13 protein-coding genes are annotated in these 14,483 nt (G+C 34.5%); 7 read left to right on the top strand and 6 right to left on the bottom strand.

All coding sequences use genetic code 11. The features are described 5' to 3' along the window. The first annotated feature begins 80 nt into the window (after positions 1-80). Positions 81-785, top strand: a complete 705-nt coding sequence (gene tsaB, locus K4L44_16855) for a tRNA (adenosine(37)-N6)-threonylcarbamoyltransferase complex dimerization subunit type 1 TsaB (protein QZE14170.1) — start codon at positions 81-83, stop codon at positions 783-785. Positions 786-820: 35 nt separating this feature from the next. Continuing rightward, positions 821-1,390, top strand: a complete 570-nt coding sequence (gene efp / locus K4L44_16850; GenBank protein ID QZE14169.1) for an elongation factor P — start codon at positions 821-823, stop codon at positions 1,388-1,390. A 65-nt stretch (positions 1,391-1,455) separates the two neighbouring features. Here the strand turns inward: efp and K4L44_16845 are convergent, their stop codons facing one another. Continuing rightward, positions 1,456-2,283 (bottom strand): hypothetical protein, encoded by an 828-nt coding sequence (locus K4L44_16845; protein ID QZE14168.1) that lies wholly within the window; start codon positions 2,281-2,283, stop codon positions 1,456-1,458. Next, the gene (locus K4L44_16840) at positions 2,273-3,379 is read right to left on the bottom strand and encodes an AAA family ATPase (protein ID QZE14167.1); all 1,107 of its coding nucleotides are present in this window, start codon (positions 3,377-3,379) and stop codon (positions 2,273-2,275) included. Before K4L44_16840 ends, K4L44_16845 begins: the two co-directional genes overlap by 11 nt. 1,557 nt (positions 3,380-4,936) lie before the next feature. Between K4L44_16840 and K4L44_16835 the strand changes: the two genes are divergently transcribed. Further along, positions 4,937-5,575, top strand: a complete 639-nt coding sequence (locus K4L44_16835) for a hypothetical protein (GenBank protein QZE14166.1) — start codon at positions 4,937-4,939, stop codon at positions 5,573-5,575. A 30-nt stretch (positions 5,576-5,605) separates the two neighbouring features. Continuing rightward, positions 5,606-5,797 (top strand): hypothetical protein, encoded by a 192-nt coding sequence (locus K4L44_16830; GenBank protein QZE14165.1) that lies wholly within the window; start codon positions 5,606-5,608, stop codon positions 5,795-5,797. 98 nt (positions 5,798-5,895) lie between these two features. On the opposite strand, the gene tyrS is transcribed toward K4L44_16830, so the two are convergent. Together tyrS and K4L44_16820 are read right to left on the bottom strand one after the other, a co-directional pair. Then, positions 5,896-7,188: a tyrosine--tRNA ligase gene (tyrS, locus tag K4L44_16825; GenBank protein ID QZE14164.1), complete on the bottom strand. Its 1,293-nt coding sequence runs from the start codon at positions 7,186-7,188 to the stop codon at positions 5,896-5,898. A gap of 99 nt (positions 7,189-7,287) precedes the next feature. Beyond that, on the bottom strand, positions 7,288-7,902 hold the full coding sequence (locus K4L44_16820) for a CvpA family protein (GenBank protein QZE14163.1): 615 nt from the start codon (positions 7,900-7,902) through the stop codon (positions 7,288-7,290). Between the two features lie 90 nt (positions 7,903-7,992). Here K4L44_16820 and K4L44_16815 point away from each other — a divergent pair, with 90 nt between their 5' ends. Next, on the top strand, positions 7,993-9,510 hold the full coding sequence (locus K4L44_16815; protein ID QZE14162.1) for a GH3 auxin-responsive promoter family protein: 1,518 nt from the start codon (positions 7,993-7,995) through the stop codon (positions 9,508-9,510). 54 nt (positions 9,511-9,564) lie between these two features. Beyond that, positions 9,565-10,185, top strand: a complete 621-nt coding sequence (locus K4L44_16810; protein QZE14161.1) for a deoxynucleoside kinase — start codon at positions 9,565-9,567, stop codon at positions 10,183-10,185. Positions 10,186-10,246: 61 nt separating this feature from the next. Here the strand turns inward: K4L44_16810 and galE are convergent, their stop codons facing one another. Next, positions 10,247-11,278, bottom strand: a complete 1,032-nt coding sequence (gene galE, locus K4L44_16805; GenBank protein ID QZE14160.1) for a UDP-glucose 4-epimerase GalE — start codon at positions 11,276-11,278, stop codon at positions 10,247-10,249. A 222-nt stretch (positions 11,279-11,500) separates the two neighbouring features. Here galE and K4L44_16800 point away from each other — a divergent pair, with 222 nt between their 5' ends. Beyond that, the gene (locus K4L44_16800; protein QZE14159.1) at positions 11,501-12,352 is read left to right on the top strand and encodes a hypothetical protein; all 852 of its coding nucleotides are present in this window, start codon (positions 11,501-11,503) and stop codon (positions 12,350-12,352) included. A 61-nt stretch (positions 12,353-12,413) separates the two neighbouring features. Here K4L44_16800 and metG read toward each other — a convergent pair whose 3' ends face one another. Further along, positions 12,414-14,447 (bottom strand): methionine--tRNA ligase, encoded by a 2,034-nt coding sequence (gene metG / locus K4L44_16795; GenBank protein QZE14158.1) that lies wholly within the window; start codon positions 14,445-14,447, stop codon positions 12,414-12,416. Between the last annotated feature and the right edge of the window lie 36 nt (positions 14,448-14,483).

Raw genomic sequence — 14,483 nt, 5'->3', positions numbered from 1 at the left:
AAAACTTAATTACAATATCTATTTACCTAAGTGATACACTTTTGTCATATTTTTGTCATCTTTGCAAAAAACAACTCATTATGGCATTGATTTTAAATATTGAAACTGCTACAGAAGTTTGCTCTGTATCTCTCTCTCAAGATGGTGTTGTTACACATATCAAAGAGAATAAAGAAGGGCTGAACCATGCAAACCTTCTTACAGTTTTTATTGAAGATATTTTTAAAGAGGCAGATATCAAGGCCACTAATCTTGATGCAGTTGCTATTTCTTCAGGTCCAGGCAGTTATACTGGTCTTCGAATCGGTGTATCCGCAGCAAAAGGAATCTGCTACGGAGCCCAAATTCCTCTAATCTCAATCAGTACGCTTCAAGCAATGGCACACCATGCTGCCACAGATACCTCTATTGAGAAAAAGGATGAAACACTGTTTGCTTCTCTTATCGATGCACGTCGTATGGAAGTTTTTGCAGCATTCTATGATGCACAAAATATAATACATCGCAATATTGCTGCCGACATCATTGACAACGAAAGCTATCGTGATATACTAGACAATCATCCTGTAGTATTTGTTGGTAATGGAGTGGACAAGTGTAAGGATGAATTAGACCATCCAAATGCTATTTTGAAAGGAGATATTAAAGCATCTAGTGCATACTTTGCACCAATTGCTGAAGAGAAATTTAAGAAGGAGGAGTTTGAAGATATTGCATATTTTGAACCTTTCTATCTAAAAGATTTCGTGGTAACTCAATCAAAAAAGAATATCTTAGGAAAATAATTATTTAGATAGTAAACCTTATAAATTTTATACCAATGGCATCTACTGCTGATTTTAAAAATGGTATGTGCATCGAGCACAACGGTCAACTTTTTCAGATCGTACAATTTCAACACGTGAAACCAGGTAAAGGTGCAGCGTTTGTAAGAACAAAACTTAAAAATGTAAAGACAGGTCGTGTCATCGAAAATACATTCAATGCAGGAGTTAAAGTAAACACTGTAAGAGTAGAGCGTCGTCCTTATCAATTCTTATATAAAGATGATATGGGGTTCAACTTCATGCATACTGAGACTTTCGAGCAAGTTTCTATCGAAGAAGAATTTGTGAACAATCCGGGTCTTATCAAAGAGGGACAAGTTGTGGAAATCAACTTCCATGCTGAGACAGAAACCCCTTTAACTCTAGAGATGCCTACTTATGTTGAAATGTTGGTAACTTATGCAGAACCTGGTGAAAAAGGAAACACTGCATCTTCTACTGCATTGAAGCGTTGCAACATCGAGACTGGAGCTGAAATTATGGTACCTCTTTTCATCAACGAAGGAGATGTTATCAAAATTAGCACTGCTGACGGAAACTACAATGAGCGTGTGAAGAAGTAATCTTACACATCCTTAATAATTTATGAAAGGCAATCCTATTAGGGTTGCCTTTCATAATAAAAAAATTATCCTATAAATATAGATCTAACATCATCAGTAAAATAATCATATAAAAAAGGAGGGAAAGCACTTAATACAGCAACAACTTTACAATCTTCTCGCAATTTATCGATATACTTCGTTTTCTGACATTTAAAGATCATTCTTTGTGATATATTATTACTCGGCAGATCATAGATATCATTAACTATATAATTCATTTTCTGCAAATGTAATTTAATTATCCGCCTCCAAGTGTTTATATCATAATCATTAAAGTGTTTATATTCTTCCAAGCAAGTTCTATTCACTTTAGTTTTGTAGCATTTTTCAGCAATATCCACTTTATCTTTAAAACAATCATTATCTATATGCTTTATTGCTTCAACCATTGGGTAACTTAGATATAATTTACCGAATTCAGTTTCTTCATTAAAAAGTTTTAACATATTGTCTATTTTAAGATCATCAGCATTAGTGCAATGGCTGTCATAATCAAAAAACAGAAATACTTCTGATACATTGGCTACCTTATATTCTAATAGATTTTTAATATGATCAACTATTTTCTGCTGTTTTTCACTAAATGATTGTTTATTATTCTTTAATCGTTCATTTTCTAAATCATCTATTTTTTTTCGACCTTTCTCTTTTATTAAACCAAATAAATCTAGATCTGGATCATTAGAAGTCTCTTTATAAAGCCCATAGATACTAGTTCCAAATGCTCCAATAAGAATAACCTTACTTTTTAATTTTATATTAAGATCATTATAGAAACATGTTTTTAGGCTGTCAATTATTTGCCACTCTAAGTCATCACCCTCAACCAAAATAAATACCTCACTTGACATCAAAACCTCCCGCACTATATATTTTGGACAAATTATGCGCTTCTCTTAACTCTTTTTTTGTCAAATTAGGAAGAGACTTAATCTTTTGACTATTCATGACGAAGTAACAATCTGGACGCAATAGATCATTCGTCATTATAGAGGTATTATGTGTTGTTAAGATAAACTGTATTCCTATATTCTTCAACTCTTTCACAATAAACTCAGATAGATCATGATGATAGAACACATCAAATTCATCAATAAAGAGAAAAGACACTGTCGATTCTTCTCTCAGACGTTGAAGCCAGTAGTAAAATAGAACCAATGCTCTCGTTCCTTGGGATGCCACATGAAAAAGATTTATATCCCTACCTTCTCCAAAATCAAAAGCAATCACTTTTTCATTCGATTCGACCTTTTCTTTGAGTTTACAATCAACACCTGCTGTTTGTAAAAACAATTCAAGGTCTTGAACATGTCCCTTATCAATAATATCTTCATTAATATTCTTAGTACCAACTTCTAATCCAAGATATACACGATCTTCTAAAGATCTGAAGAAAAGCATTCGATCTATATAGGATAAAAACATATCAAACACCTTTTTCTCCTTTGTGTCTCTTAATGTTGTATTTGATTTTATGTATTTAACAATGGAAAGTCCTTCAATTATATCTTTATTTAGATTTTCAGTTCCTTTGAAATGAACAATTTTCTGTAATAAATCAGACAAAGCCATCAATTTTCCATCTAAATAAAGCGCTTCATAAATAAGTTTATTGTAATTTTTTTTCGTGTAACAGTAACGCACTTCTACTCCCTCAAATTCAAATAGATACTCAAATGTCGCATACCCCAAATCATTCTCTGCATTGAGATAATTATTATATAAATAATTTTTACTCTCTTTATCTGTTAAGTGACTCACAATATCAAATATGGCGAGTCCTAAATTAGACTTTCCGACCGCATTACGTCCATACACTATTGCATGATTAATAACCCCATTTTTTACACAGGTCGTATTAAAATTATAACCGTTGGGCTTATCTAGTTCAAACACAAAAGTATCTTTAAAACTTTTAAAACCATTTACTGTGAACCTCTTAAGCATATCGATCTATATTAAATTAAATAATAAATACATTGTACTCTCTAGAATATTAAACCACAGTACAAAGATATCAAGTTGCCGTAAAAAAACTACGGAAGATATTTATTTAACAGTCATATAGTAAGAATGTTTATAGGAGATCATAAAAATTAAAGACTAAAAAGAGGTTCTTAAAGACCGTTTTAAGAGTTGACAAGAGGACATTCTCTATTCTGTTATCCAAACCCATGAATCACTTTGTTCATGTTTGTTCCCTACTTCGGATACCCTTTGGTTAGGGATTGGTTACCCTTCAGTTACCCCTAGAGTAACCAAACCCTAACGAAGTTATATCTCAACGGTATATGATATACGAATTATATTCGAACCATTCTTTTTTAAAATACTTATGAATGTTAGAAAAAGAGAGGGAATCACTAAGAAAGAAACACAGTCCTGAAAAGTGTGTAAGTACGATCTAGATATTTCACGACCTTGATTAATACTATCCATTAATATATCTTCAAACTAGATTCAAGCAATAACCCAATGTAAGATTGATATCTCCATCATCTGACAGATATTCATGAATAATACAAATTACCAAATCTAAAACATTCTATATCATAAAATCCACGTTCTGAATCATTCTATTTGATTCTTTACGATGGTGGTTCTAGTATAATATTAATGGACTAATTTATGTCTTATTTTGTGAAGGATGAGAACAAATGAAATGAGACAACACCTTTTGTTCTCATAAAGAACAGCTAAAAATGCCCCCCATTATGTCTATCCAATATAGCATTCTACAAAAAAGTCTTTAGTAGGAATACCGATGTTGCCAATAAATATAGGATCGCAAAGGTAAAATATAGAATGTTCACATAATGAATAGATCTGCCCTGTTTTTTACGGTGGTAAATACGGTAGCCATTATTTATAGCCAAACAAATTGCATAACCATTAAACAGGATCAAATTAAATATTCCTCTTTTACTATCGATAGTGTACCAGTTGTTCGAATTAAAGAAAGCATTACAAAGTATTATCAAATACACGATTGTATTCAATAATTCTCTCCAATTTATTGGGAAGTGATATTTCATAGTAGTTATTTTTTATTTACATAATGTACAATTTTTTTTATTCAGCCTTTCATTACTCCTACAAAAATATCCTCCAATCAAATACGAAATATTCAAAAAGAAACCACCTATTTAATTTCGATTTTTTACATCGAAACACTGAACACTAAGCAAGCCTATCTTTATTATTCTTTGGAAACTAGAGTAATAGATGCAAATAAAAAAAGTAAAACACAAAGTAAAATTATTTATTATTTTGTTATATTTATCTTTATTAACATTAATTACATCATTATGAAGTATCAGAAAGTATCAGAAAGTTAGTTGTCGTTTAACACTTTACATTCTATTTTCATTATCCTTGTTTTCCTGTAAAAAAGAAAAGAATGAAGTTTTACCTAAACAAGACATTATTCTTACTAGTAAGCAAATCAAGAGTATTGGAGTGAAACATAATCAAGGACTTGATTATATCTACAGCCAAATTAACATGAATAGAAAATCTACTTTCGATAGTAAATCCTTTTTACTAAGAAACTTAAGTCAATTTTATCATAACAATATTCCAGAGTATGGTTATAAATATGCAATGACTGCAACAAAAGATATTATTTCTGAATATGAGAATTCAATCCGTAAAAGAAAAAAGAAAGCTACTAAGAGTCCTATATTAGACCTTATCAGTAAATATCAAAGGAAGTTATCTCTTGAGCAGATCAGTTATTTTGAAAAGATTGATGAATTATATGCTAATACTGATGACCCTAATGTATTTGTTAACGAATGTACTTCTCTTCAAAACGAAATCCGAACCACATTAAAACAAGAAGATGCTCAACCTCTACTAGTTAGCCTTGAGGTTGCTAAAAACTCAGCAGAATATTGGAGTAAGAACTTAACCTTATGGGCAGATAAGTTACAAGGAAACAAAAGAAAAAAAGGTTGGTTCAGTTGGAAATCTGTAGGTAAAGGGGATGTTGCTGGTGCTGGAGGGGCAGCTGTAGGGGCATTTGTGGTGAATGTAATACCTGCTCTAGGACAAGTTGCGTATGGTGGAGCAATTGTAGGAGGTGGAGTATCAGGAAGTGCTTATAGTGCAATAAATCAAATTTTATCCCATTGGGATTAGATTATTCATTTAAACTAATTTAAATACCTTATGAAAAATTTAAAGTATCTTGTATTCTTTATCGCTTTCTTGATATCGGATATAGCCATTCAAAAATTTGCTATGCATACTGTCTTAGATAAGTCAGCAGTAATAGGTCTAATTGCTCAAGCATGTATCACAACCATTTTGGTGTTCGGTATTCAAACATTTATTGAAAGAAGAAAGAAGAAGCAAGTGTAAAATTAGAGCTAAATATATTCATTTACAAAATAAAAAAGCGGCTAAGGATAGGACCTTGCCGCTTTTCTGTTTTATTCCACAACGTGGATTATTTTTTGTTATTCTGCAATAATAAGGAAGTAGTTTTTCTTTCCTTTTTGAGCAAGAATATATTTGTCTGCGATCAATTGAGAAGGATCAATAATCATCTCAGGAGATGCCACTTTTTGTTTATTGATACTTACACCGTTTCCTTTAATGCTACGACGAAGTTCTCCTTTAGAAGGGAAGATCTCTGCATGTTCAGAAAGCAATGCCACTACATCCACACCAGCTTTGATCAAGTCAGCAGATACTTTAAACTGAGGTACTCCCTCAAATACGGCTAAGAAAGTTCTTTCGTCTAAATTCTGTAGCTGCTCTTGGGTTCCTATACCGAAAAGGATCGCTGAAGCTTCTACAGCTGCATTATACTCCTCTTCTGAGTGAACCATGATAGTCACCTCTTTAGCCAAACGCTGTTGTAGGACACGACGATGAGGCGCTTCTTGATGTTCAGCAACCAAAGCAGACACCTCTTCTTGTGACAACATGGTGAATATCTTAATATACTTCTCTGCATCGTCATCCGATGTATTCAGCCAGAATTGGTAGAAGGCATAAGGAGTAGTTCTATCTGAGTCTAACCAAACATTCCCACTTTCTGTTTTTCCAAACTTCTTTCCATCCGCTTTTGTAATAAGAGGACAAGTTAAAGCAAATGCTTCCCCTCTATCGATACGGCGAATAAGTTCAGTTCCTGTAGTAATGTTTCCCCATTGATCGCTACCACCCATCTGAAGCTTGCAGTTATGCTCACGATATAGGTGTAAGAAATCGGTACCTTGAACTAATTGATAAGTGAACTCTGTAAAAGATAGTCCAGACTTATTGCTACTGTCCAAACGCTTCTTTACAGAATCTTTACTCATCATATAGTTTACTGTAATATGCTTTCCAATATCACGAATAAAAGATAAAAAAGAGAACTCTTTCATCCAATCGTAATTGTTAACCATTTCAGCTTTATTCTCTTTGTCCTCAGAAAAATCTAGCAGTCTTTCTAATTGTTTTTTCAAACAATCTTGATTATGACGCAATGTGGTTTCATCAAGCAGGTTACGCTCCTGTGATTTCATAGAAGGATCGCCGATCATACCAGTAGCACCCCCTACTAAAACAATAGGTTGGTGACCAGCATTCTGAAGATGCTTCAACATCATTACCCCAACCAAGTGTCCAATATGTAAAGAGTCAGCAGTAGGATCAATACCTACATATGCAGACGTCATCTCTTTCTTTAATTGTTCTTCGGTTCCAGGCATGATATCATGAATCATGCCTCTCCATTTTAACTCTTCTACAAAGTTCATATTTATAGTATTTCTTTTATCGCAAAGATAATCATTTCGTTTCAATACCAAGACATCTCTCTAAAGAGCACTCCTTCTCATAAGAGAGGTAAGGACTCGTTATAGATCGTCAAAATCTATATTCTCATCCACAGACTTTTTGACCTTCTTTTTGACCTTCGAAACTTCTTTCTTTGTTTTATCAACGGTATCTTGGATTGTCTTCTGTTGCTTTTCCCACTCCTCTTTAGGATCAATATCTTCAAGCATTGGAAGGACACTAGGAGCAAACATTTTGATCGGCTTATACAACTTAGAACTCTTTTTTGTTTGGTTGTCTACCATATCGTCTATGGGTTTAAACTTCTCTACAACGACCATCAGAAGACTTAAGATAAAAGCGACCTTAATCAATGCAAATACTGCCCCTGCGATATAGTTTACAGAGCCCAAAATAACAACATCTGCAAGCTTGGTAAGCAGTTTCGCCAAAAGATGTACTCCCAACACAAGCAATACAAAAGTCACAACAAAAGAGATTAGACCTACAAATTCAGAGTGCCAATTAAGTTGATCCACAAGCACTCCTTCCGTTAATTCTGAGAGAGAAGCTGAACCAAAAATTCCGACAAAGAGGGCAAGAAAGGTTGCGATCTCAACAATAAAACCTTTTTTGTACCCTTGATAAGTTCCATAAACTAAGAACACACCTAAGATTGCATCAATAATATTCATAAATTATAATTCAATTCATTAAAACTTATAGTCATTCAGATTCGTTATTTTTTAATATCTTTAAAAATATAAACCAAGATGTTCGTGCTCATGGCAATACTTCAGACAATATTAAGTTGGTTTAATTCAAGGCGAATTGAAGAGATAGATCGATATACTCACCATTCAGAAGAGATACAAGGATATATGTTTCTACAGCTGTTGGATAGAGCAAAACACACGTGGTGGGGAAATAAATACCAATTTTCCTCGATCTCTACCTATCAAGATTTTAAATCTCGCATACCACTTCAATTTTACGAAGATATAAAACCTTATGTAGATCGTATAATAAAAGGCGAAGAGAATGTGTTGTGGCCAGGAAAAACAGAATGGTTTGCAAAATCCTCTGGGACAACACACAGCAAAAGTAAATTTATTCCGATCACCTCTGATTCTTTAGAAAATTGTCACTATAGGGCATCTAAAGATATTCAGTCTATATACTTTAGGAACAATCCCCAAAATAATGTTTTAGGAGGAAGAACACTCACTCTAGGGGGAAGTCACCGAGTTTCTTGTATCAATGATGGGGTCAATATTGGAGACCTCTCTGCTGTGATGCTAGAGAACCTTCCTTTTTGGACCGATTTATACAGGACTCCATCAAGAGAAGTAGCATTAATAGAGGAGTTTGATCAGAAAGTAGAACAAATCATCAAACACTCTATCAAAGAGGATGTTACTGCGTTTGCGGGCGTTCCTTCGTGGTATCTTGTCTTATTTCAACGAATCATAGAGAAGACTGGGGCAGCCAATATCCACGAAATATGGCCCAATATGGAGCTGTTTGTTCACGGCGGGATCTCATTTACTCCATACAGAGAGCAGTATAAGAAGATCTTTCCATCAGAAAAGATGCACTATCTCGAGACGTATAATGCTTCGGAGGGATTTTTTGCAATACAAGATGTGTTCTCTAGAGACGATATGTTGCTTATGATTGATCTTGGGATATTCTATGAATTTATTCCCATGGATCAATATTGTGGAACAGAATCAGACACCATTACTTTAGCCGATGTAGAGAAAGATAAAAACTATGCATTGGTTATTTCAACCAATGGGGGACTTTGGAGATACATTATTGGCGACACAATAAAATTCACATCGACCCATCCATATAGAATAAAAATCACTGGTCGTACAAAGCACTTTATGAATGCTTTCGGTGAAGAGGTTATTATTGAAAATGCTCTTTATGCAATGGACAAAGCATGCAAGTTAACGGGAGCGGAGGTGAAAGAGTTTACTGCGGCACCTGTTTTCTTTACGGATAAAGAGAAAGGACATCACCAATGGGCTATTGAATTTGAAAAAGAACCGAATAGTATCGAACAATTTAAGGTGTCATTAGACAAAGCGCTCCAAGAGATTAACTCTGATTATGAAGCCAAACGTTATAAAGACACTACTTTAAATCCCCCAGAGATATTCCATATAAAAAACAATAGTTTTTGGAGATGGTGTGACCAAAAGGGGAAAATTGGAGGACAAAATAAGATAATAAAACTGTCTAACGAACGTTTTTTCATCGAACAAATTATTTTATTGGAGCAGCAAACCTAAGATTTTAATATAGATTTATAATTTTACACCAAATTAACTATTTATAAAGACGATATGCATATTGCAATTGCTGGAAATATCGGTTCCGGAAAAACAACATTAACAGGATTATTAGCAAAACATTACAATTGGGAAGCTCATTTTGAAGATGCTGACGACAACCCGTATCTAAGCGATTTCTATGACGATATGCATAGATGGTCATTCAATCTTCAAGTATATTTCTTAAATAGTCGTTTTAATCAGGTCCTTGACATTAGAGAGACAGGAAAAACTGTAATACAGGATCGTACTATTTATGAGGATGCAGAGATTTTTGCTCCCAACCTACACCAAATGGGATTGATGCCAACAAGAGATTTCTCAAACTATAGTTCTCTTTTTAAATTGATGAGCAGAATGGTTCAACCACCAGATCTTCTTATCTATCTTCGATCTTCTATTCCTAATCTTGTTCAACAGATTCAAAAAAGAGGACGTGATTATGAAAACTCCATTCGTATAGACTATTTGACACAACTGAATGAGAAGTACAACAATTGGATCAATGGTTACAAGCTCGGAAATCTGTTAATAATTGATGTGGATGATATCGATTTCGCAAACAACCCTGAAGACTTAAGTGGGATTATCGACAAGATCGATGCTCAAATAAATGGTCTTTTCAACAGATAACAATAAATAAAAAACGCTTTAAGAATTACTTAAAGCGTTTTTTATATAAGAATAGAATCTCTTAGTCTAGGTTACGAATTTTCTTTTCCCAAATCCAAGCAGATGCCAAAGTCTCCTCTACAGAGCTTTCAGCTTTCCAACCTAGCTCTTCATTCGCAAAAGTAGTCTCAGCCCATACTTTTTCGATATCTCCAGCACGACGACCAACGATCTTATAGTTCAATGGTTTTCCTGTCACTTTCTCAAAAGCTTGAACCAATTGAAGAACGGTAAGACCTGTTCCCGTTCCAATATTGAAGAACTCTAATGGTTTCTTATTATTCTCTTCAACCAAACGGCGAATTGCAACAACGTGAGCCTTTGCTAAATCTACCACGTGAATATAATCTCTAACAGCAGTTCCGTCCGCTGTGTCATAATCCTCACCAAAAATACTTAGCTCATCACGAAGACCTGCAGCAGTCTGAGTGATATAAGGTACCAAGTTTTGAGGAACTCCAACAGGAAGCTCACCTATTTCAGCTGTAGCATGTGCTCCAATAGGGTTAAAATAACGCAATGCAATACCTCTTACAGAGCCATTATAAGCAGAAATAGAATCATGAAGAATCTCTTCACAAATCTGTTTTGTATTACCATAAGGAGAAGTAGCCTCTTGAATAGGAGCCTCTTCAGTTACTGGCAATACTTCAGGCTGACCATACACAGTACAAGAAGATGAGAAAACAATACTTGGTACATTATACTGATCCATTGCCTCTAGAAGGTTCATTAGAGACACCAAGTTGTTTCTATAATACAACAATGGCTTTTCAACCGATTCACCTACCGCTTTACTTGCAGCAAAATGAATGATTGCTTCTAGATTTTCATGTTTTTGGAAGTACGCTTGAACTTTTGTTCTATCACACAAATCAAACTCCTCGAAATGTGGACGAATCCCTGTAATTTTTTCAATCCTATCAAGAACTTCAATGTTTGAATTAGAAAGATTGTCTACGATAAACACCTCGAATCCTTCATTTTGAAGTTCAACAACTGTATGAGATCCGATATATCCCACACCTCCGGTGACCAATACTTGCTTTTTCATTGGTTTAATTTTTAACATTGTATATACAGTGAATTACAAATGTAAATATTTTATATTCAAGATGTAGATCTTTCTTTCGTAATAATCTAAGAAATGAATACTTTTGAACATTCGTAGACTTTTTATCGTTAGAAGAATGTCTTTAAAGTATAATAAAATAGAATAATGAGAAGATATAGTCATCTCATTACAAATAGTTTGACCATCTGAAAATAGTAATCTATGAGAATAGAGAAATCAATTCATATTTGGCTTGAAAAGAACAATTGTATTGTTATTCCCAATATTGGTGCCTTAATTGTACAACAAATTCCTGCAAAATGGAACTCTGTTGAGAATACATTAGAAGCACCTCACAAGATTATTTCGTTCAACAACCAAATCATACAGAATGATGGAACACTAGCACATCTCATAGGTAATAATGAAAAAATAGATTTTCACCAGGCGAGTAGACTTCTGTCTGATTGGAACCAATGGTGTTATCGTCATTTAACCAAAGGAGAAGAGATATTCTTTGATTGTATAGGCACTTTATATATGACAAAAGATGGATATATATCCATGAAAATGGTCTCAACAAAATCGATACTCGAAACAGATAATTTTGGGTTAAATAATGTTAGACTAAGTTCAGACGAACAAAAAGCACAAAGTAGAATCGATGTATATCATTCGTTGCATACACATTGGAAACCAAAAATATCCTTAAGTCACATCTCGATTGCTGCAATACTATGCTTGGCTCTTTTTGTTCCCAAAGCAATCACAAAAGACTCCATATCCCCTAACGAAGCAAATATGGATATTAGGTTTGTGGAGCCAACAATCCCCCCTGTGCAACCAACAATCAAAATTATGGCAGGGTCTTTTCGTAATAAGACCAATGCTCTTAATGTTTTAAATAAACTAGAAAAGGTAGCCCCAACAATGTTTCATATGAATGAAAACGAAGAGGGGCTCTATCAAATAAGTTCAATCCCTGCCTTCATTCCGAAAGAAGCAGATCTTCTTACTCAACATATTCAAACAGAATACCACAACTTATCATTGTGGTCAAAAAAAATTCAATAAAGAAAAAAGCACTATACCTATTGAAAGATATAGTGCTTTTAAATTGACTTTTAGAAGGAGATTATCGAATCTCACTTCCATTCTTTAAAGTGGCATCAGGAGACACAAAAGATAGTGTACCATCCGCATTTTCTGCCATGAGGATCATTCCTTGTGACTCAATTCCTTTTAATGTTTTTGGCGCTAAGTTAACCAAAATAGATACTTGCTTACCAACCACATCTTCTGGCTTATAATATTCAGCAATACCAGATACTACTGTTCTAGTGTCAATACCTGTATCTACTGTTAGTTTTAATAACTTCTTCGTTTTAGCGACTTTCGTAGCTTCTACAATGGTTCCTATACGAATGTCCATCTTTGTGAAATCATCAAATTGAATATTCTCTTTTACTGGAGAAATTTCAGCTTGAGCAATTTCATTTGCTTTCTTTGTCTCAAGAAGTTTGTCCACTTGTTTTTGAATAGCCACATCTTCAATTTTCTCAAATAGAAGCTCTGGTTTGTTCACGACATGTCCAGCAGAAATTAATTCCATATCCCCTAATTGGTTCCATTGTAGTGGAGATATATTTAAGAAACCTCTAAGCTTTTCTGTCGTCTTTGGCATGAATGGTTCAAAAGCAATCGTTAGGTTTGCAGTGATCTGAATACAAATATTCATAATTGTCTCCACTCGCTTCTCATCCGTTTTAACAACTTTCCAAGGTTCGCTATCAGCCAGATATTTATTTCCAAGACGAGCCAATTCCATCGCCTCCTTAAGTGCTTCTCTAAATCGATAGTTTTCGATAGACTTGTCTATCTTCGCACGGAAACCTTTCATCAAACCAATAACCTCGTTGTCGAAATCTGTTCTTTCACCTAATGCAGGAACCACTCCATTATAATACTTTTGAGTTAAAACCATCGCTCTGTTCACGAAATTACCAAATACTGCAACCAACTCGTTGTTGTTGCGAGCTTGGAAATCTTTCCATGTAAAGTCGTTGTCTTTAGTCTCAGGGGCATTGGCAGTTAAAACATATTTAAGGACATCCTCTTTTCCAGGAAAATCTTCAAGATATTCATGCAACCAAACAGCCCAATTACGTGAAGTAGATATCTTATCTCCTTCCAAATTCAAGAACTCATTAGATGGAACATTCTCTGGCAAAATATAAGAACCTTCTGCTTTTAACATAGAAGGGAAGATGATACAGTGGAAAACAATATTATCCTTTCCAATGAAATGAACCATTTTAGTATCCTCGTCTTTCCAGTATTTCTCCCAATCAGGAGTACACTCTTTGGTAGCAGAGATATATCCAATCGGTGCATCAAACCATACATAAAGAACTTTTCCATCAGCACCTTCCACAGGTACAGGAACTCCCCAATCAAGATCACGAGTTACAGCACGAGGATGAAGGCCTCCATCTAACCATGATTTACATTGTCCGTAAACATTTGGTTTCCATTCCTTGTGCTCTTCAAGAATCCACTCCTTCAACCAAGGCTCATACTGGTCTAATGGAAGATACCAATGAGTAGTCTCTTTCAATTCAAGATCCCCTCCACTAAGTACCGACTTCGGATTGATAAGATCTGTTGCATTTAATGAAGAGCCACAACTTTCACACTGATCTCCATAAGCTTTCTCATTACTACATTTAGGACATGTACCAATGATATAACGGTCAGCCAAGAATTGGTTTGCCTCTTTATCATAGTACTGTTCTGTAGTCTTTTCTACAAACTTTCCATCTTCATAAAGCTTTTTAAAGAACTCTGAAGCAGTCTCTTTATGGGTTTTACTCGTCGTACGAGAGTAAACATCGAAAGAAATCCCGAAATCACTAAAAGCTTTTTTAATGATGTTGTGGTATTTATCCACAATATCTTGAGGAGTTACTCCTTCATTTTTTGCTTTTAAGGTAATTGGAACACCATGCTCATCCGATCCTCCAATAAAAAGTACATCTTGTCCCTGCATTCGTAGATAGCGTGCATAAATATCTGCAGGAACATAAACTCCCGCAAGGTGACCAATATGTACAGGGCCATTTGCATACGGCAAGGCAGATGTAATCAGTGTTCTCTTAAAATCTTTCATCTTCTGCTATCTTATATATAGTTTTTTTTCTTTCTC

Source organism: Prolixibacteraceae bacterium (genome assembly GCA_019720755.1).
GTDB lineage: Bacteria > Bacteroidota > Bacteroidia > Bacteroidales > Prolixibacteraceae > Halosquirtibacter > Halosquirtibacter laminarini.
The sequence above is the reverse complement of the archived record's forward strand: the minus strand, read 5'-3'. Positions and strand labels throughout refer to the sequence as shown.